This window comes from Winogradskya humida (genome assembly GCF_016862215.1).
Lineage (GTDB): Bacteria > Actinomycetota > Actinomycetes > Mycobacteriales > Micromonosporaceae > Actinoplanes > Actinoplanes humidus.
Genome location: NZ_BOMN01000023.1, coordinates 34,877 through 52,462, shown reverse-complemented (window position 1 = coordinate 52,462; position 17,586 = coordinate 34,877). Strand labels below are relative to the sequence as shown.

Annotated in this window: 19 protein-coding genes; 7 read left to right on the top strand and 12 right to left on the bottom strand. The window is 69.7% G+C overall.

Going from position 1 to position 17,586, the window contains the following annotated elements; translation table 11 throughout:
* Positions 1-39: 39 nt before the first annotated feature.
* From Ahu01nite_RS09410 to Ahu01nite_RS09380, 7 genes are read right to left on the bottom strand one after another with little or no spacing between them, the layout of a single operon-like run.
* A complete protein-coding gene (locus tag Ahu01nite_RS09410; RefSeq protein WP_203836064.1) occupies positions 40-2,106 on the bottom strand; it encodes a PQQ-dependent sugar dehydrogenase in 2,067 nt (688 codons plus the stop codon).
* A 3-nt stretch (positions 2,107-2,109) separates the two neighbouring features.
* Positions 2,110-3,057 (bottom strand): LamG-like jellyroll fold domain-containing protein, encoded by a 948-nt coding sequence (locus Ahu01nite_RS09405; RefSeq protein ID WP_203836063.1) that lies wholly within the window; start codon positions 3,055-3,057, stop codon positions 2,110-2,112.
* On the bottom strand, positions 3,054-3,797 hold the full coding sequence (locus tag Ahu01nite_RS09400; RefSeq protein WP_203836062.1) for an ABC transporter ATP-binding protein: 744 nt from the start codon (positions 3,795-3,797) through the stop codon (positions 3,054-3,056). The genes Ahu01nite_RS09405 and Ahu01nite_RS09400 overlap by 4 nt, the downstream gene beginning before the upstream one ends.
* Complete coding sequence (locus Ahu01nite_RS09395; protein WP_203836061.1) at positions 3,787-4,515, bottom strand: ABC transporter ATP-binding protein; 729 nt, start codon at positions 4,513-4,515, stop codon at positions 3,787-3,789. Before Ahu01nite_RS09395 ends, Ahu01nite_RS09400 begins: the two co-directional genes overlap by 11 nt.
* The gene (locus tag Ahu01nite_RS09390; RefSeq protein ID WP_203836060.1) at positions 4,512-5,609 is read right to left on the bottom strand and encodes a branched-chain amino acid ABC transporter permease; all 1,098 of its coding nucleotides are present in this window, start codon (positions 5,607-5,609) and stop codon (positions 4,512-4,514) included. The genes Ahu01nite_RS09395 and Ahu01nite_RS09390 overlap by 4 nt, the downstream gene beginning before the upstream one ends.
* Positions 5,593-6,480 (bottom strand): branched-chain amino acid ABC transporter permease, encoded by an 888-nt coding sequence (locus Ahu01nite_RS09385; protein ID WP_203836059.1) that lies wholly within the window; start codon positions 6,478-6,480, stop codon positions 5,593-5,595. Before Ahu01nite_RS09385 ends, Ahu01nite_RS09390 begins: the two co-directional genes overlap by 17 nt.
* Before the next feature lie 7 nt (positions 6,481-6,487).
* Positions 6,488-7,711, bottom strand: a complete 1,224-nt coding sequence (locus tag Ahu01nite_RS09380; RefSeq protein WP_203836058.1) for an amino acid ABC transporter substrate-binding protein — start codon at positions 7,709-7,711, stop codon at positions 6,488-6,490.
* 127 nt (positions 7,712-7,838) lie between these two features.
* On the opposite strand from Ahu01nite_RS09380, the gene Ahu01nite_RS09375 reads away from it, so the two are divergent.
* The 5 genes from Ahu01nite_RS09375 to Ahu01nite_RS09355 all read left to right on the top strand — a co-directional run bounded on the left by Ahu01nite_RS09375 (position 7,839) and on the right by Ahu01nite_RS09355 (position 11,834).
* Positions 7,839-8,870 (top strand): LacI family DNA-binding transcriptional regulator, encoded by a 1,032-nt coding sequence (locus Ahu01nite_RS09375; protein ID WP_203836057.1) that lies wholly within the window; start codon positions 7,839-7,841, stop codon positions 8,868-8,870.
* Positions 8,867-9,667: an SAM-dependent methyltransferase gene (locus Ahu01nite_RS09370; RefSeq protein WP_203836056.1), complete on the top strand. Its 801-nt coding sequence runs from the start codon at positions 8,867-8,869 to the stop codon at positions 9,665-9,667. The genes Ahu01nite_RS09375 and Ahu01nite_RS09370 overlap by 4 nt, the downstream gene beginning before the upstream one ends.
* A 198-nt stretch (positions 9,668-9,865) precedes the next feature.
* Positions 9,866-10,072, top strand: a complete 207-nt coding sequence (locus tag Ahu01nite_RS09365; RefSeq protein WP_203836055.1) for a hypothetical protein — start codon at positions 9,866-9,868, stop codon at positions 10,070-10,072.
* A 26-nt stretch (positions 10,073-10,098) separates the two neighbouring features.
* The gene (locus tag Ahu01nite_RS09360) at positions 10,099-11,193 is read left to right on the top strand and encodes a sensor histidine kinase (protein ID WP_203836054.1); all 1,095 of its coding nucleotides are present in this window, start codon (positions 10,099-10,101) and stop codon (positions 11,191-11,193) included.
* Positions 11,190-11,834 carry a response regulator gene (locus Ahu01nite_RS09355; protein WP_203836053.1) on the top strand — a complete coding sequence of 215 codons (645 nt, stop codon included), beginning with the start codon at positions 11,190-11,192 and terminating at the stop codon, positions 11,832-11,834. The genes Ahu01nite_RS09360 and Ahu01nite_RS09355 overlap by 4 nt, the downstream gene beginning before the upstream one ends.
* Here Ahu01nite_RS09355 and Ahu01nite_RS09350 read toward each other — a convergent pair whose 3' ends face one another.
* Both Ahu01nite_RS09350 and Ahu01nite_RS09345 read right to left on the bottom strand, forming a co-directional pair.
* Complete coding sequence (locus tag Ahu01nite_RS09350) at positions 11,835-12,521, bottom strand: hypothetical protein (protein WP_203836052.1); 687 nt, start codon at positions 12,519-12,521, stop codon at positions 11,835-11,837.
* 56 nt (positions 12,522-12,577) lie between these two features.
* Positions 12,578-13,240 (bottom strand): TetR/AcrR family transcriptional regulator, encoded by a 663-nt coding sequence (locus tag Ahu01nite_RS09345; RefSeq protein WP_203836051.1) that lies wholly within the window; start codon positions 13,238-13,240, stop codon positions 12,578-12,580.
* Positions 13,241-13,292: 52 nt separating this feature from the next.
* On the opposite strand from Ahu01nite_RS09345, the gene Ahu01nite_RS09340 reads away from it, so the two are divergent.
* Both Ahu01nite_RS09340 and Ahu01nite_RS09335 read left to right on the top strand, forming a co-directional pair.
* Entirely contained in the window at positions 13,293-14,114 is an 822-nt protein-coding gene (locus Ahu01nite_RS09340; RefSeq protein ID WP_203836050.1) for an alpha/beta fold hydrolase, read from the top strand.
* Positions 14,115-14,161: 47 nt separating this feature from the next.
* Positions 14,162-14,368 carry a hypothetical protein gene (locus tag Ahu01nite_RS09335; RefSeq protein ID WP_203836049.1) on the top strand — a complete coding sequence of 69 codons (207 nt, stop codon included), beginning with the start codon at positions 14,162-14,164 and terminating at the stop codon, positions 14,366-14,368.
* 95 nt (positions 14,369-14,463) lie between these two features.
* Here Ahu01nite_RS09335 and Ahu01nite_RS09330 read toward each other — a convergent pair whose 3' ends face one another.
* Genes Ahu01nite_RS09330 through Ahu01nite_RS09320 form a run of 3 tightly spaced genes read right to left on the bottom strand, consistent with a single transcriptional unit; the run spans position 14,464 to position 17,560 of the window.
* Complete coding sequence (locus Ahu01nite_RS09330) at positions 14,464-15,267, bottom strand: sugar phosphate isomerase/epimerase family protein (protein WP_203836048.1); 804 nt, start codon at positions 15,265-15,267, stop codon at positions 14,464-14,466.
* On the bottom strand, positions 15,264-16,409 hold the full coding sequence (locus Ahu01nite_RS09325; RefSeq protein ID WP_203836047.1) for a DUF993 family protein: 1,146 nt from the start codon (positions 16,407-16,409) through the stop codon (positions 15,264-15,266). Before Ahu01nite_RS09325 ends, Ahu01nite_RS09330 begins: the two co-directional genes overlap by 4 nt.
* Positions 16,406-17,560, bottom strand: coding sequence for a Gfo/Idh/MocA family protein (locus tag Ahu01nite_RS09320; RefSeq protein ID WP_203836046.1), 1,155 nt, complete (start codon positions 17,558-17,560; stop codon positions 16,406-16,408). Before Ahu01nite_RS09320 ends, Ahu01nite_RS09325 begins: the two co-directional genes overlap by 4 nt.
* Positions 17,561-17,586 lie beyond the last annotated feature (26 nt).

Genomic DNA, 17,586 nt, shown 5'->3' with positions numbered 1-17,586 from the left:
CAGTGGCCCGGCCATCAGGCCGGGCCACTGCTGAAGGGATCAGACCGCCGGCGTGCCGGTCACCTGGAAGTCACGGGTACGCCCGATGTTGTCGAACGAGCCGAAGCCCACCCGGCCCGACGTGAACGTCGTGTCGTGGGCGGTCATCAGCGGGTCCTTCGAGCCGTCGACGTAGACCGCGATCTCGCCCGTCGCCGGGAGGTGCTTGACACGGACGTCGTGCCAGTCCTTGTCGATGATGGCGGGGTTCGCGCCGCGGGATCGGCCGTTCCACTGGTAGTCGATCCGTTCGCGGTCGGCGTTGTTCACCTTGAAGATGCCGTTGTGCGGGTAGATGGTGTTGTCGGTCGAGAGGTGCGCGTAGTAGAACTCGGTGTCCGAGCGCCAGCCGAAGACGATGATGATGTCGCGGTTGACGATCTCGACCTCCTCGTCGAGCCGCACGTCCGCCTTCACCTCCACGGACGACAGAACCGGGCCGCCGGTCTGGATCGCGTATTCGAACGGCCGCCGCGGGCCGGGGCGTTCGGTGCCCGCCTCGGCGAGGATGGCCTCGTGACCGGTGAACTGCCACTTCGACGGCGTGACCGGCGCCCAGTTGCTGGGACGCATCTCGTTGCGCAGGTGGGTGGTGCCGGCAGAGGCAGCTGCGTACACCTTCGTGCCGGTCACCTTCCAGATCTTCGCGTTGGCCTTGGCGACGATGTAGAGCTCACCCTCGCGGTCGGTGCCGAAGCGCAGGTCGACGCGGTTGGGGTCGCCGGGTGCGCCGGGTGAGGACAGGTCGCGCATCTCGACGGGAGTTCCCGCGGCGTCGAACAGGTTCAGCCGGTGGATCGTGGCCGGGGCCTGACCGCGTTTCATCTCGCTCGCCTCGGTGTAGAACACCCAGCCGTTGACCAGGTCGCCGAAGACGTACTTGCCGCGCAGCGCCGGGACGTCGGAGCCGCGGTAGACGAAGCCGCCGGCGACGGCTACACCGACGTCGCTCGTGCAGTTCCAGCCCGCCGGCGGGTTGTGGTCGTACGCCGCGACCGGGTAGACGTATCCGGCGTCGTCGGCCGGGAGCGGGTAGAGCCGGTCGCACGGTGTGGTCGGCGTCTTGTCGAAGACGAACGCGCCCTCACGCTCGCTCCAGCCGAAGTTGTCACCGGCGCGCACGTCGTAGATGGACTCGATCGCGTGTTCGCCGATGTGGCCGAGGTAGAGCCGCCCGGTCGCCTTGTCCCAGCTGAACCGGTGCGGGTCCCGGAAACCGTACGCGTAGATCTCGCCGAGCTTGCCGGCCTGGCCGACGAACGGGTTGCTCGCCGGGATGCCGTACTTCCCGTTGGCGGAGTTCGTCCCGCGCGGGTCGATGCGCAACAGTTTCCCGTGCGGCATCGCGAGGTTCTGCGGGTCGGTGTTGCCGACGCCCTGGCCGCCGTCGCCGACCGCCAGGTAGAGCAGCCCGTAGTCGGCGTCGCCGCGGTGGGCGTACGGATTGAAATTGATCTCCTGAATGCCGTGGATCTGCCCGCCGAACCCGATGCGCAGCACCTCGCGGTGGGTTCCGGAGAACGTGTCCGCGGCCGGGTCGGTGGCGTGCCATTCGTCGATGACGCCGTGATAGAGCACGGTCGCCTGCTGGTAATCGGGCACCGCCGGAGTCGCGGACGGCAGCTCGGTGTGGATCGTGTAGAAAATGCCGTTGCGCTTGAAGTCCGGGTGGAACGTCACGTACCCGAAGCCCTGTCCCAGCCCCCGGCCGGAGAAGAACTGCGGCGCGAAGGTCGCGGCGACGTCGAGATAGACGTGCGGCACGCCGTTCTCGACGACGTACAGGTTGCCGTTCAGGTCGGGAACGGCCCGGCGCCCCGAACCGTCCGGCACCTCCATGATGGTGTTGATACGTGCCTTACGCATCAACCGCGCGTCGACAGGCGCGGGCGTCGGCTCGGATTGCGGGAAATTCGCATACTCCTGCAGGACGAGCCCGAGCCGGGACGTAACGGGTTCCGTAGGAATGGGGTCATAGATGGCGCCTTCGTCGGCCCGCGCGGCGGCGGGGACGGCGAGGACCACAGTGGACAGTAGTAACGTGGCTAGCAGGGAACGGATGCGCATGGGTCACCTCGAACCGGTCATGTAGCGGTACTGAGTGGCGATGGCACGCGCGGACAACGAGCTGTCCAGGAACATGAGCGCGTCCATCCGGCAATTGCAGGGATTACGCTCAACCTCGTTCAGCGGGAAACTGCCGCCGATCTTGATACCGCGAGGGTCGGTGGCGGTCGTGACGTGCGGTCCCGGCCCGGTCAGGAGCCAGGGATCATCGGTACGCGTATAGAACCCCTCGACCGGCACGCCGTTGCGGTAAAGGGCCATGACACCGGTGCTGTAATCGAACGTGGCCGCGATGTGCACCCACTCGTCGCGCGGCAGAATGGTCCGCCAGTCCGCACTGGCGGCGAACGTATTCGAGTTACCGCCGTCGATCCGCCGTCCGAGCGCGACGAGCCGCAGGGTGCCGTTCACGTCGATCAGTTCGAGCAGCGACCGGACGGCGTGCCCGTCCGAGTCACCGGTGAGCAGCCCGGCCAGCCCGATCGCGTTGTAGCGGTCGGCGGGGTCGGGCGTGACGGTGTTGAGCAGCGGCCCGTCCATCTGCCGCTTGAACCAGCCCATCACCGTGACACCCTCGACCGCGTTGAACGCGCGCAGGGTGCGCACGCCGCTGGCCGAATAGATCCCGGCCTTCCAGTCGTCGTTGCCGGTCGTCGTGGGATTGATCTGCTGCGTCTGCAACGCGCGCCCGCTGCCGCGATAGGCCCGGTCGGGTACGCGCATGGCGCCGCCACCGTTGACCAGCTCGATCTCGGTCCCGGACCGCCCCTGATCCACTTCCAGGGCGGCGTCCCCGCGCTGCGGGTGGTCGAAGTCGTAGAAGGCGACCAGGTCGGATCGTAGTGATGGATGAACGTCGCGTGGCCCGGTGTCACCCGCCTGGACGGGTGCGGCGGAAGCACCGGCCGCGAGGACAGCGGTGACGGCGATGAACGCGAGTCCGGATCTCATCGGTTCTCCCCAGTTGTCAGCGGCCGCCCGCCGAGGTAGAGCTCCCCCAGCTGAGGGTCGGCCAGCAGGTCCGCAGCCGGTCCCGAGATGTGCACCCGGCCGAGGTCGAGCACGCAGCCGAGGTCGGCCGTCTCCAGCGCACGCCGAGCGTTCTGCTCGACCAGCAGGACGGCCGTGCCGGCGTCGCGCATCCGGGCGACCTGCTCAAAAATCGTCGTTGTCGCTTTCGGGTCGAGGCCCATGGACGGCTCGTCGAGCAGCACGACCCGGGGGTCGATCATCAGTGAGCGCGCGAACTCGACCTGTTTCTGCTGCCCGCCGGAGAGCAGCCCGGCGAGGGTCCCCCAGCGCGCGGCCACCACCGGGAACAGATCCTTGACGAACGCGGCCCGCTCGGCCCGTTTCGCCTTGTCCTTGAGGGTGTACGCGCCGAGCAGCACGTTCTCCTCAACGGTCATCTCCCGGAACACGCTGTGGCCCTGCAGCACGAGCGCCACCCCGGCGGCGAGCATGCGCTGCGGCCCGGCGCCGGTCAGGTCGACCCCGCCGACGACGATGCGGCCGGAACGGGGCGGGAGCAGCCCGCTCGCCACCTTGAGCACCGTCGACTTGCCGGCGCCGTTGGGCCCGACGAGACACACGACCGACCCGGCGGGCACGGCGACGCTGAACCCGCGCAGCACGGGCGCGGCTCGCCCGTACCCGGCCTGGACATCCACCAGTTCGAACTCAGACGCCAAGGTAGGCCCCCAGGACACGCTCGTCGGTACGGATCACGGAGGGCGGGCCGGCGGCGATCGGGCGGCCCCGGTCGAACACCACGACGTGGTCGCTGATGCTCATGACCAGGTCCATGTTGTGCTCGACGATCACGAACGTGCGGCCCTCGGCGTTCAGCTCGCGCACCAGGGCCCCGATCCGGTCGAGCAGCGCCGGGTTGACACCGCCGGCCGGCTCGTCGAGCAGGATCGTCTCGGGCTCGGCCATGAGCACCCCGGCGAGTTCCAGGAGTTTCTGCTGCCCCCACGACATCGCGCGGGCCTCGGCGTCGGCGAGATGCTCGATCCCGAGCCGGGTGAGCCAGCCGCGAGCCCGGTCCAGGTCGCTGCGGCTGCGCGCGCCACGCAGCCCCTTCGGGAAACCCCCGGGACGCACGGCGGCGAGCACGTTGTCCAGCGCCGTCATCCGGGGAAAGACCCGGCAGAGCTGAAACGTACGCCCGACGCCCGCCCGGGCGATCGCATGCGGCGGTTTCCGCGTGATCTCCTGTCCCTGGTACGTCGTCCGCCCGCTGTCCGGCCGGATCATCCCGGTCACACAGTTGAAGAACGTCGTCTTGCCCGACCCGTTCGGCCCGATCAGCGCGTTGACCTTCCCGGTCCGGAACGCGACCGAGGCACCGTCGAGCGCGACCACGCCCCCGAACGCCTTGCGCAGCTCCACCGTCTCCAGCGTCATCCGCGCACCTCCTCCCGCGTCTCCCCCGCTGCGGGCTGATCGCCCTGCGGGCCGGACCGGTCGTCCTGCCGGGACCGGTGGCGCTGCTCGGCCAGGTCGGCCGCCGTCATCTCGCGGATGGAGCTCTGCTCGCCGGGGCGCAGCCGGCGCCAGCCCGCGGCGATCGCCGGGAGCACGCCGTCCGGCATGACCAGGACGACCACGGCGAGCAGGACCCCCGTGGCGACCAGGTGCAGCGGGGTACTGCCGAACTCGGTCTTGAAGTACTCGAGGGCGGTGCCGACGATCAGGGCGCCGACCAGCGGGCCGAACAGGGTGCGGACACCGCCGAGCAGGGCCATCAGCACCAGGTAGGAGCCGGTCAGGACGGAGAACTGGAACACCGGGTCGAGATCGCCGAACCACAGGGCGTAGAGCCCGCCGGACAGCGCGGTGAACGCCGCGGACAGGACGAAGACGATCAGTTTGTACGCGTACGTGGGTGTGCCGAGCGCCTCCGCCTTGTCCTCGTCCTCCCGGATCGCCTTGAGGCCGAGACCGAAGCGGCTGCGGTCGAGCAGCCACCACGTGAGTACGGCGATGGCGAGCAGGGCCGCGTACAGATAGAAGAAGACCCGGTGGTGCTCGGGGCGCAACAGGCCCGGGAAGGGCCGGGGGACGACCAGGCCGCGGGAGCCCCCGGTCAGCGACGCCCAGCTCTGGAAGACGAGCAGCAGGATGAGCACGAGCGCGATCGAGACGATCACGAACGAAGCGCCGCGTACGCGCAGCGCGGCCAGCCCGAGCGGAACGGCCAGCACGGCAACGAGCAGAGCCGCGACTATCAGAGCGACGAATGACGGCAGGTCGGCCTTGGTCACGAGCAGACCGGTCGCGTACCCGCCGAGACCGGCGAGCGCGCCGTGACCGAGCGAGATGTATCCGGTGAAGCCGCCGACGAAGTTCCACGAGGTGGCGAGCACCGCGTAGTTCAGCACCACGACGCCGGACGACAGGATGTACGGGTTGGGGGCCAGGCTCGGGAAGGCCAGGATCGCCGCGGCCAGCACGGCCACCGCGCCGAGCGGGAACCAGCGTCTAGAAACGTTGGGCAAGACGGCCTCCGAAGAATCCCTGCGGCCGGAAGGCCAGCGTCGCGAACAGCGCCACGTAGAAGACCGTCTGCGCCCAGGTCGTGCCCATCGGGATCTGCAGCAGGCTCTGCCCGAGGCCGAGCAGCATCGCCGCGGCCGCCGCGCCCGGGACGCTGCCCAGGCCGCCGACCACGATGATGGCCATCAGCGGCCCGATCCAGTGCCAGTGCAGGGACGGGTAGATGGTCGTGTCGAGCGACAGCGCGGTGCCACCGACGGCGGCGGTCGCCAGGCCGAGACCGAACCCGAATCCGGCGATGCGTTCGGTGTCGATGCCGACGAGGCGGGCCGCGTCCTGGTGCTGAATGGTGGCGCGCAACGCCCAGCCGAACGAGGTCCGTTTCATGAGCAGGTAGAGCGAGCCGAGCGCGAGGACCGCCAGCCCGAACGCGATCAGTTTCACCACGGCGATGCGCGCCCCGAACAGCCCGAAGCTCGCCGAGCCGTAGCCGAGCTGGATGCGTCGCTGGGTGCCCGAGAACGCGTACCCGAGCAGGCCCTCGATGATGAGTGCGATCGCAAACGTGAGCAGGACCGACATCATCGTGAGCGTCGCGGCGCGCAGCCGGGACAGCAGCATGCGTTGCAGCAGCACCCCGGCACCGAAGAACAGCGGGACCGTGACGAGCAGCGACAGCAGCGGGTCGACGCCGAGCCGCTCGTTGGACCACCACGCGAGGTAGGCCGCGAGGATGAGGAACGCCGAATGGGCGATCATCACCACCCGCATGATCCCGAAGTACAGGGTCAGACCGGCCGCGAGCAGGGCGTAGAGGCCGCCCAGGAGCAGGCCGAGGATGATGCTCTGCAGCAGGAGACCGCCTGAGGGCATCCGCGTCTCACCACGCCGGTTTCGGATAGAGGAGGGCGGCCTCCTTGGTCGCGTCCGGGAGCACGATCTTGATCTCGCCGCCGATCCACTGCTGGATCATGTGCGCGCCCTGCGGTTTCCCGGTGGCGTCCCACGTGAGCGGGCCGACAACCGTCTCCACCTTGTTCGCGTGCACCCAGTCGATCAGTTTCTGCTGGCACTCGCCCTGCTCGGCGCAGCCGGCGGCGGTCACCGCGGCCTCGACGACCTGGCCGGTGGTGTACGCGTTCGCCTGGTCCTCCTCCGGGGCCTTGCCGAACTGGGCGGTGTACTTCTCGACGAACTCCTTGTTGCTCGGGTACGGCGCGTCCTGGCTGTACCCGGTCGGCGAGAGGATGCCCTCGGTCTTGTTGCCGATGGCCTTCGCGAACTCGGGCTCGGTCGGCGCGGTCGAGAACGCCGCCATCTTGGGCTGGTAGCGCAGCTGTTGCAGGGCGACGATCAGGTTGACGCCGTCCTGGTACTGCGAGCCGCCCACCACCATGTCGGCCTTGGACGCCGCGATCTTCGCCGCGATGCTGCCGAAGTCGGTGGTGTTCGGCGGGTAGACCTCGTCGACGACGGTCTTGATGCCGCCGGCTTCGAGCTTCGCCTTCAGCCCGTACGCCGTTCCCTGCGCGAACGGGTCGTCCATGGCCGCGTACGCCACCGTCTTGGGCCGTTGATCCGCGGGAAGCGCGAGAATGTACGTGGCCAGGTGGTTGTAGTGGTCCTGGGCCACCGCGGGGGCGGCGTAGAACAGGTTCTTGAAGCCCTGCGTGAAGACCTCGTTCGCCGCGCCGGCCGGCTCGACGAACAACATGCCGTACTCGCTCGCCACCCGCCCGGCCGGGACCACCAGCCGGGTGGAGAACGGCCCGACCACCAGGTCGACCTGGTCGCTGCCGATGAGCTGCTCGTAGTCGGCGACGACCCGGTCCGCACTGGACTGGTCGTCGAGGATCTTCAGTTCGACCTTGCGGCCCAGCAGGCCGCCCCGGTCGTTGACGATCTTGGCCCAGGCCTCGTAACCCTGCTGGACCCCCTTGCCGGGCTCGGAGAAGTCGCCGGTCAGCGGCAGGGAGATGCCGACGGTGATGGGATCGTCAGCCGATTCCCCGCCACCGCCTCCCCCGCTGCACGCGCCGAGAGTGAGAAGGAAAGTAACGCCCAGGGCCGGGGCCCAGTGGGTACGCCGAAAGATGGAAGGCATCCGCGGAAGCTCCTTTGTCAGGGACGTAAGCGCTTGCGGAAGCGCTTACGTAGCCTAGGCTGTGCTTCACGTCACTGGCAATACTCCCGTAACACAACACGGGCGAAGTTCTGTGGAGAGTGGACGGATGCCCAAACCCGGCCCGAGGCTGCGCCTCGCCGACGTCGCCGAACGCGCAGGCGTCTCCCTGGCCACCGCATCACGTGCCCTCGCCGGGCGCGAGGGCGTGAGCGCGGAGGTCGCCGATCGCATCCGGCAGATCTCGCAGGACCTCGGATACATAGCCAATCCGTACGCCAGGACGCTCGCGGGCGGCGCCAGCTCCACGGTCGGCCTCGTCGTGCATCAGGTCGACGACCCGTACTTCTCGGAGATCGCCGGCGGGGTCATCCAGATCGCCGACGAGCAGAGCCTGCTCGTCCAGATCTGCCACTCCGGCCGCGACCCCGATCACGAGCTGCGCCAGATCCGCCACCTCACCGCGCAGCAGGTGGGCATCATCATCATCGCGGGCTCCGGCTACACGGACGCGCGGATCGAGGCGGAGGCACGCGAGGCGCTCTCGGCGTACCGGAGGACGGGAGGGCGGGTGGCGGTCATCGGCCGGCACTCCCTCGGGGTGGACGCCGTCCTGCCGGACAACGAGGCCGGCGGGCACGCCCTGGCCACCCACCTGCTGTCGCTCGGGCACCGCAGGATCGCGATCGCGGCGGGCACACCGGGGCTGACCACAGTGGTCGACAGGCAGGCGGGGGTCGCGTCGGCGCTGCGCCAGCACGGCATCGACCTGGACGACCTGCCGATCGTGCACACCGACTTCACCCGCGACGGCGGCAAGGCCGCCGCCGACCGCATCGTCCAGGAGCACCCGGAAACAACCGCGATCGTCGCGCTGAACGACGCGATGGCGATCGGCGTACTGTCTGCCCTGCGTGCCCGCGGCATCTCGGTGCCCGAACGCATGTCCGTGGTCGGGTTCGACGACGTGTCGGTCGCGGCGGACCTCGCCCCCTCGCTCACCACCGTCCGGCTCCCGATGATGGACATGGGCCGGATGGCGCTCGAACTGGCCCTCAAACCGGCGGCGGCCCGCCCCCGCCGGCGCGCAACAGGCCAGACATTGATGATCCGCGACTCCTCAGGACCGGTGCCCCGATGAACGACTTCGACCAGACCGGCGGGGTCGAGACGACCATTCCGCACAGCGCGCGAATCTGGAACTACTGGCTCGGCGGCAAGGACAATTTCGCCGTCGACCGGGCAGCGGGCGAGCAGATCGTCGCCCTCGTCCCCGGCCTGGTCACCTCGGCCCGCGCGGACCGCTCGTTCCTGCGCAGAGCCGTGCGGCACCTCACCGCGGAGGCCGGGATCCGCCAGTTCCTGGACATCGGTACCGGCCTGCCCACCGCCGACAACACCCACGAGGTCGCCCAGCGGGTCGCGCCGGATTCCCGCGTCGTCTATGTGGACAACGACCCGCTGGTGCTCACCCACGCCCGGGCCCTGCTCACCAGCACCCCGCAGGGAGCCACCGACTACATCGACGCCGACCTGCGCGAACCCGCGAAGATCCTCGACCACGCCGCCCGGACCCTCGACTTCGGCAAGCCGGTAGCGGTGATGCTGCTCGGCATTCTCAACTTCATCATCGAGGACGACCTGGCACACACGACGGTGCGGCAGCTGCTGGACGCCGTACCCTCCGGCAGTTTTCTGGTTGTCTCGCACCCGACCACGGAGGTCGACGGCCCGGAGATGACCGAGGCGGTGCGGCTGTGGAATTCCACCGGCGGCGCCGAGATGCGGCTGCGCGACCGGGACGGCGTGGCGGCCTTCTTCCAGGACCTCGAACTGATCGAGCCGGGCATCACGACCTGCTCGCAATGGCATCCGGACCCGGACGGCGACACTTCCGCGGTCTCCCACTTCTGCGGCGTCGGCCGGCTGGCGTCCTGAATCGGTAGTTGCTGGTCAGTTTGTTGCAGTCCATGCCACGAGGTTGAATGTCGCGCTGTAGGGCCAGACGTGATTGAGCCGGTTGATGATCCGTCAGATGCGCTTCAGCTTGAATCCGACTGTTCACTTGTCGTCCGATGTGGATCTCCGTAGATTCCCGACGTCAACGGGGATCATGGTTTCACGGGGGTCGAAACAATGCGTGCTGCCATTCTTGTGCTGTCGCTGGCGGGCACGGGCCTGCTCATCCGGTCCTTCACGATCGCCTCCCGCCGCGTCGACCGCATGCTGGACGACCTCCCAGACCCACCCGACCGGCCCGACCCGCCCGACCTGCCAGACCTGCCCGCCGGGGAGTACGCAGATCTTCGTATGCCGGTGTCCCCCGGCGGTGGACGACAATGAGCCGCACCCTTACCTAGGCTGGGGTGGTGATCCCCCGCCGTGACGTGCTGATCGCCGCCGCCGCGGCAGTCGTCGTGTCCGGTGGAACCCTGTGGGCGGCCGGCGTGCAGGAGTCCCCGCGACCGCTCGACGGAGGCGCGTTCGCCCTGATCGCCGTGGCAGCGGGCTCGCTCGCCCGGCGGGCAATGCCGCTGATCGCGCTCGGTGGCGCGCTCGCCGCCACGGCCGGTTACGTGCTGGCCGGATACCCCTTCGGCCCGGTGCTGCTCTGCGCCGCCTGGGCCATGGCCGAGGTGAGTGTCCGCCGCCCGGTGCGGGTCTCCGGCGCGGCAGTGGCGATCGCGGGGGCGGTGCTGATCATGGTCGCTCTGCCACGGTTCACGACCCGGACGGACGTTCCGGCCTTCGGCATCGTGCTGTGGGGAGCGTGGTGGCTTGTTGTTCCCTGGGCGCTCGGGGCGCTGGCGCGCACCAGGCGACAGGCGGCGGCGCAGGCCAGGGAGGCCGGGGAGCGGGAACGGCGCGATCTGATCGCGCGGGTGGCGCTCGAGGAACGCGTACGGATGTCGCGTGAGGTGCACGACGTGGCCGGGCACGGGTTCGCGGTGATCGCGATGCAGGCCGGGGTCGCCCTGGTCGTCGTGGACGAGCAACCCGATCAGGTACGCGCCTCGCTGCAGGCCATCCGTGAGACGAGCACCGCCGCCCTCGACGAGTTGCGGCGCGTCCTGCGCGCTCAGGCACCCGAGCCGGGGCTGGCGGGTCTCGAGGCGCTGGCCCAGAGCGCCCGGAGCGCGGGCCTGGACGTCGAGCTCCGGAGCATCGACGCGTCCGGGGTGCCGGAGCAGGCGGGCGCGATCGCCTACCGCGTGGTGCGGGAGTCGCTGACCAACGTGTTGCGCCACGCCGGCGCGGCACACGCCACGGTCATGGTCGGCCTGCACGCGGGCGAACTGAGCGTCACGGTCGAGGACGACGGCCACGGCGCCGGCGGGGGTGCGGGCAGCGGCATCTCGGGCATTCGTGACCTCGTGGAAGAGGCGGGCGGCACGCTCACCGCACGGCATTCGGAGGGTGGCGGATTTGTGGTGGCTGCTTGCGTACCTGTGAGGCCTGAATGATCCGGGTCGTGCTCGCCGATGATCAGTCCCTGATCCGGATGGGGTTGCGCGTGCTGATCGAGCGCGAGGCTGACATGCAGCTCGTCGGGGAAGCCGCCGACGGGACGCGGGCGCTCGCCGTCATCCGGCAGGCCCGGCCCGACGTGGCGCTGGTCGACATCCGGATGCCGGGGCTGGACGGGCTCGAGGTGCTGCGGCGGGTGACCGCGGATCCGGCGCTCGACGCCACGCGGGTGGTCGTGGTGACGACGTTCGAGACCGACGAGTACCTGTTCAGCGCGCTGCGGGCCGGCGCGAGCGGGTTCGTGCTCAAGGACGCGGACCCCGGCGACCTGGTCCGCGCCATCCGGGCGGCGGCGGGCGGGGAGGCGCTGCTCTCGCCGTCGGTCACCCGGCGGCTGGTGGACCGGTACGGCCGGGAGCCGGGCGACTCACCCCCGTTCGAGCTGCTGACCGCCCGGGAACGCGAGATCGTCGCCTGGGTGGCGACCGGCCGCTCGAACGACGAGATCGCCACCGAGCTGCTCCTCAGTCCCGCGACCGTCCGCACCCATGTCGGTCGCGCGATGCTCAAACTGCACGCCCGTGACCGCGCCCAGCTCGTCGTCTTCGCCGTCCGCGCGGGCCTGATGCCCGGTTGATCAGACGAGCAACGCCGTCGACGCCGCGGCGGCGTACACAACGATTGCTATCCGCACCGCACGAACATCGCGTGTGATGCGGGCCAGGGCGGGCAGGACCAGGATCGCGTGCATCGTCGCGCCGTGCAGCAGTTTCAGGCTGTCCGCGGTGGCGTAGGCGCCCTGCTGGTCGCCCCCGATGACCCGGCGCAGCCCGATGACGAGCATGATCGCCCCGCTCACGATCGCCACGTCGAGAATGACAAAACCCGCCCGCAGAGCCAGCCGCAGCGCCGGATCCTCGGGCGGGAGCCGGAAAGCCGCCACGGTCAGGATCGCGATCCCCACGATCAGCGTCACCCCGCCGACCGCCAGCGAACGCGCGACAATCGTGTCGAAAGTGCTCGAAAAATTGAAATGCGACGGGGTACGCCGCCACGCCTGCACCGTGATCAGCGCGACCTCCAGCACACACGCCGCCGAGAAGACCACCACCAGCCACATCCGCAGCCGGGTTCCCAGCCGGAGGAATGAGATCACCCAGGTGATGGTCGCCAGCGTGACGCCGAACGACAGCCCGAACGTCATCGGTTTACGCCAGGACACCGGCCCCGACCATGAACCGTGCGTCGCCAGCAGAATAGTCAGATGGACAAGACCGCTGATGACGAGAACCGCGGCGATGGCGTACGGAATGCGTCTGCTCACCCCACCAATCTGCCGTTCCCGCGCCCGGGTGTAGTCCCCGTCGTGACGGCTCCGCCCTACGAGACCTGACGTAGCAGCCCGGTCAGCAGAATGCGCAACGTCTTGCCGAAGAGGTCCGGCTCCGGTGGCGGCGGCGACGTGACGAGCAACGCCGCGTGCAGCGTGGGGTGCGCCTCCGGTGTCACGGCGACGAAGAGCATCTCCGGCGGCACCGGGGTCCCCGCCGAGGCGGCGAACTGCGCCACCACACCGACGGTCATGCCGATCGCCTCGAGCTTCGTGGTCGTACTGTCCGGCACGGGTTCCAGCACCACGAGGCACCGCTCGAAGAAATCCATCGTCCGCGGCCCGAACGAGGTCCCCGGCCGGATGGTCTCCGGCAGCCACGGATGCCGCTGATAGAGCACGAGCAGCTCCCGCGCGATCACGATGAAGTCCTCGAGCCACTCCCCGGCAGGCGGGTCTCCCCTCGGTAACTCCCCTATCGCTGCATCGACCATCAGGTCGAGGAGGTCCTCCCGGGACCCCAGGTAGCGGTAGAGCGATCCGGCACTCGTGCCCAGCGCCGAGGCCACCGATCGCATGGTGACGGCACCCAGTCCACCGGAGTCGGCCAGGACCACGGCGGCGGCGGCGATGGCCGCGCGGGAGTGCTCGGGCTGCGGCCCACGCGTGCCCCGCTCCGGCCGCGCCCAGATCGGTTCCCTTGTGCCCGCCATACGATCAAGCTTAAACTGCAAACACCGTTCGCTGTTTATTGGGGGTAGCACGATGCCGACCATCGAGACCGACACCGGCGCCGAGATCACGGTGCATTCGCAGGGCAGCGGCCCCGGCCTGGTGCTCCTGCACGGCGGCGGCGTCGGCTTCCGCGAGTACGCCCGACCGGCCCGCGCCCTCGCCCAGCGCTTCACCGTCCACATGTACAACCGCCGCGGCCGCCCCGGCGCCGCCCCCATGGACGACACGTACACCATCGCCACGGACATCAACGACCTCGCCGCCGTCCTGCGCCACACCGGCGCCCGCGACATCTTCGGCCACAGCGGCGGCGGCTTCGTGGCGCTGCGCGCAGCCCTCACCCTCCCCCTGCGCAAGATCGCCGTCTACGACCCGGCCATCCCCACACCCGGACGCCTGCCCCCAGCGCGGCTGAAAGCCCTCGAGACCGCGGTGACCACCGGCAACTACCCCCTGGCGATCGCCACGATGTTCCGCATCGCCAACCCGCACGCCGCAGCGTCCAGGATGCCGCTCTCCTGGCACACCCTCATGGCAAAAGCCTTCCTGAGTACGCCCCTCGGCCACCGATTCGCCGAGGTGATGCCGGCAATCCCCCGCGAACTCAACGAGATAGCCGCCCACGCAGGCCCCCCATCGGACTACGCACCCATCAGCGCCGAGGTCCTCCTGGCAGCCGGAACCCGCAGCCCAGCCCACTTCGCCCAGGACTGCCACGCCGTAGCCGCCGAGATCCCCCAAGCCCGCGCCATCACGATCCCCGGCGGCACGCACAACTCGGCCAACATCGCCCGCAAGCCCTTCATCCAACCCTTCCTGGACTTCTTCAGCGCGAGCCGCACCACGGGCTAGCAAAGGCGCTGCCACCACGGATCTTCGACGGGCGTTTGCGGATCGTGGTGAGCGCGCTGCAGGAGGACCTCGTCGAGGCGGTCGACGAGGTCCCGGAGTTCTCGTGCGGCGTGGGCGGGCAACACGGCGATCGCCTCGTCCAGGCGATCGCGCGCCCGGTCCACGCCGCAGCAGACGCAGGTGTTCTCTGCCGCCCCTCGACGGCACGGACGGCGGCGTTGGCGCGACCCGACAACCCGGGAACGTCCCGGTAAGCGATCCACGGGCCTTCACCACCAGCCACCCGCCGTCGTAGTGATCCAGGTCGGCTACGCGGCACGACCCCTTCGGTGCAAAGACATGCGACCGATCATTCCACAAACCGCCGATAGCCCTCGATGGTGTCCGCGAGGATCTCCAGCCCCGGCCGGGCCCAGACCTCCTCGTTGAAGACCTCGACCTCGATCGGCCCGGTGAAGCCCGTGGCGTCGACCGCCTCCCGGAAGCGGCGCAGCTCGATGCACCCCGTTCCCGGCAGGCCACGACCGAGCAGCACCCCGGCCGGCAGCGGCGTGATCCAGTCCGCGACCTGGAAGCAGGCGATCCGCCCGGCGGCACCCGCCCGCGCGATCTGCGACCACACCGTGTCGTCCCACCACAGGTGATAGGTGTCGACCGCGACCCCGACGGCCGCAGCCGGATAGGGCTCGGCGAGATCGAGCGCCTGCGCGAGCGTCGACACCACGCACCGGTCCGAGCAGAACATCGGATGCAACGGCTCAATCGCGAGCTGCACCCCGGCGTCGAGCGCATACGGAACCAGCGCACCGAGCGACTCACCGATATGCGCACGGGCCGCATCAACGTCACGGCTCCCCGAAGGCAGCCCGCCCGAGACGAGCACCAGGACCGGTGCCCCCAGCTCAGCCGCTTCCTCGATGGCGGCGACATTGGACGAGAGCCAGTCCGGGCGGTCGAAGAAGCCGCCCCGGCACAGCGTCGTCACGGACAGACCCGACGAACGCATGAGCTCGGCGGTCGCGGAGACCCCGAACTCCTGCACTTCCTCGCGCCACAGCCCGACCTGGGTCACCCCCGCGGCGACGCATCCCTCGGCCAGCGCGGGCAGCGGCCACCCTCGCGTGGTCGCCTGGTTGAGCGAGAACCGTTTCACTGCGCGACCCCCACGGTGATCGCCCAGGCCCGCAGCCGCGCCGAGGCAAGCGGAACATCAGGCAACAGCCCGGCCTCGTCCGCCAGCCGTGCCAGTGCGGCGAGGTGCAGCGGCGACCGCCCGCTCTGCGCCCCCGCGACCATCGTGAAGTGGTCCTGGTGCCCGGAAAGCCAGGCCAGGAAAGCGATCCCGGTCTTGTAGAACCAGGTCGGTGCCGCAAACAGGTGACGCGCCAACCTCACGGTCGGATCCAGAATCTCCGTGTACGCCGTGAGCGCACCCGAATCCAAAGCGCGCAACGCCGCAGCAGCCGGTGGGGCGATGGCCGCCAGCACACCGAGCAGCGCGTCGGAATGCCCGTGGTCGTCGCCGCGGATCAGAGCCGGATAGTTGAAGTCGTCCCCGGTGTAGAGCCTGACCCCGCCCGGCAGCCTGCGCCGCAGGGCGACCTCGAAGTCCTCGTCGAGCAGGGACAGCTTGATCCCGTCGACCCGGCCGGGGTGCGCGGTGATCAGCTCGAGGACGGTGTCCGCCGCGTGGGACGGTTCGGTGCCGCCCCAGTAGCCGGCGAGCAGCGGGTCGAACGCCGGGCCGAGCCAGTGCAGGATCACCGGGGTGCTCGTCTCCTGCAGGAGCCGGCCGTAGACGTCCAGGTACGTTCCGGCCGACGTCGCGGTGGCGGCCAGGTGGCGGCTGCACATGAGGACCGGGACGGCGCCGGCTTCCTGGACGTCGAGGAGCTGCTCCGCGTACGCCTTGTGGATCTCGTCCGTGGTGGCCGGGCCCGAGGGGAGCTGGTCCGTGGCGACGCCCGCGCAGATCGCGCCACCCACCGCGCGGGCCTCGCTCGCCGAGCGGTGGATGAGCTCGCGGGCGGTCGGGTAGTCCAGGCCCATGCCGCGCTGGGCGGTGTCCATCGCCTCGGCCACGCCGAAGCCGTACGACCAGAGGTGCCGGCGGAACGCCAGGGTCGCCTCCCAGTCCGGGGCCGCGGGGGCGCCGGGGACGTTCTCGGCGTGCGGGTCCGCGACTACGTGCGCTGCGGCGTACGCAATCCTGGTGGTGAATTGTTCTCCGGGTGTTGCCCATTGCGCGCCCGCACCGGAGAGGGTGAGCGGGCCGTCGGGCAGCTGCACGATCATCGGTCGAGCTCCGTCATCGCCACCCGGCGGCCCTCGCGGGCGGATTGCAGACCCAGCTCGGCCATCTGCACGCCACGAGCACCGGCCCAGAGATCCCACGTGTACGGAGCATCTTCCGCGACGTGGCGCAGGAACATCTCCCACTGCGCCTTGAAGCCGTTGTCGTACTCCTCGTTGTCCGGGACCTCCTGCCACTGATCGCGGAACGAGTGGCTCACGGGCAGGTCCGGGTTCCAGACCGGTTTCGGGGTGGCGGCACGCGGCTGGATGCGGCAGCCGCGCAGACCCGCGACCGCGCTGCCGTGCGTGCCGTCGACCTGGAATTCCACCAGTTCGTCCCGGTTGACGCGGACCGCCCACGAGGAGTTGATCTGGGCGACGATGCCGTTCTCCAGTTCGAAGATGGCGTACGCGGCGTCGTCGGCGGTCGCCTCGTACGGCTCGCCGTGCTCGTCCCAGCGGCGCGGGATATGGGTGGTCACGTGGGCCGTCACGGCGGTGACCGGGGCGAAGATCTGCTCGAGGACGTAGTGCCAGTGCGGGAACATGTCGACGACGATCCCGCCGCCGTCCGCCGCCCGGTAGTTCCAGCTGGGGCGTTGCGCGGACTGCCAGTCACCCTCGAAGACCCAGTAGCCGAACTCACCGCGTACGGAGAGAATCTGCCCGAAGAAGCCGCCGTCCACCAGGCGCTTCAATTTTCGCAGGCCCGGCAGGAAGAGTTTGTCCTGCACAACGCCGTGGCGAAGCCCGGCGGCATCGGCGGCGCGAGCGAGCTCGATCGCCCCGTGCAGCGTCGTGGCCAGCGGTTTCTCGGTGTAGATGTGCTTGCCGGCGTCGATCGCGAGGCCGATCGCCTTCTCCCGCTCGCTGGTCACCTGGGCGTCGAAGTAGATGCTGACGTCCGGGCGGGCCAGCGCGGCGCCGAGGTCGGTGGTCCACTCGGTGAGGCCGTGGCGGGCCGCGACGTCGCGGAGCTTGGCCTCGCTGCGGCCGACGAGCACCGGTTCGGGCCAGAGGTAGGTGCCGTCCTTCAGCGCCACGCCGCCGGCCTCACGGATCGCGAGCAGCGAACGAACCAGATGCTGGCGATACCCCATCCGGCCGGTGACACCGTTCAACACGATCCCGACAGGTATCCGAGCAGTCATGAGTCGTCCCCTTAGGTAAGCGCTTT

What these genes read in the sequence shown, in the direction of transcription:
- Ahu01nite_RS09380 (WP_203836058.1), bottom strand. Translation starts at nt 7,711, where the DNA reads ATGCCTTCCATCTTTCGGCGTACCCACTGGGCCCCGGCCCTGGGCGTT.
- Ahu01nite_RS09355 (WP_203836053.1), top strand. Translation starts at nt 11,190, where the DNA reads ATGATCCGGGTCGTGCTCGCCGATGATCAGTCCCTGATCCGGATGGGG.
- Ahu01nite_RS09395 (WP_203836061.1), bottom strand. Translation starts at nt 4,515, where the DNA reads ATGACGCTGGAGACGGTGGAGCTGCGCAAGGCGTTCGGGGGCGTGGTC.
- Ahu01nite_RS09370 (WP_203836056.1), top strand. Translation starts at nt 8,867, where the DNA reads ATGAACGACTTCGACCAGACCGGCGGGGTCGAGACGACCATTCCGCAC.
- Ahu01nite_RS09410 (WP_203836064.1), bottom strand. Translation starts at nt 2,106, where the DNA reads ATGCGCATCCGTTCCCTGCTAGCCACGTTACTACTGTCCACTGTGGTC.
- Ahu01nite_RS09345 (WP_203836051.1), bottom strand. Translation starts at nt 13,240, where the DNA reads ATGGCGGGCACAAGGGAACCGATCTGGGCGCGGCCGGAGCGGGGCACG.
- Ahu01nite_RS09325 (WP_203836047.1), bottom strand. Translation starts at nt 16,409, where the DNA reads ATGATCGTGCAGCTGCCCGACGGCCCGCTCACCCTCTCCGGTGCGGGC.
- Ahu01nite_RS09385 (WP_203836059.1), bottom strand. Translation starts at nt 6,480, where the DNA reads ATGCCCTCAGGCGGTCTCCTGCTGCAGAGCATCATCCTCGGCCTGCTC.
- Ahu01nite_RS09365 (WP_203836055.1), top strand. Translation starts at nt 9,866, where the DNA reads ATGCGTGCTGCCATTCTTGTGCTGTCGCTGGCGGGCACGGGCCTGCTC.
- Ahu01nite_RS09375 (WP_203836057.1), top strand. Translation starts at nt 7,839, where the DNA reads ATGCCCAAACCCGGCCCGAGGCTGCGCCTCGCCGACGTCGCCGAACGC.
- Ahu01nite_RS09320 (WP_203836046.1), bottom strand. Translation starts at nt 17,560, where the DNA reads ATGACTGCTCGGATACCTGTCGGGATCGTGTTGAACGGTGTCACCGGC.
- Ahu01nite_RS09340 (WP_203836050.1), top strand. Translation starts at nt 13,293, where the DNA reads ATGCCGACCATCGAGACCGACACCGGCGCCGAGATCACGGTGCATTCG.
- Ahu01nite_RS09405 (WP_203836063.1), bottom strand. Translation starts at nt 3,057, where the DNA reads ATGAGATCCGGACTCGCGTTCATCGCCGTCACCGCTGTCCTCGCGGCC.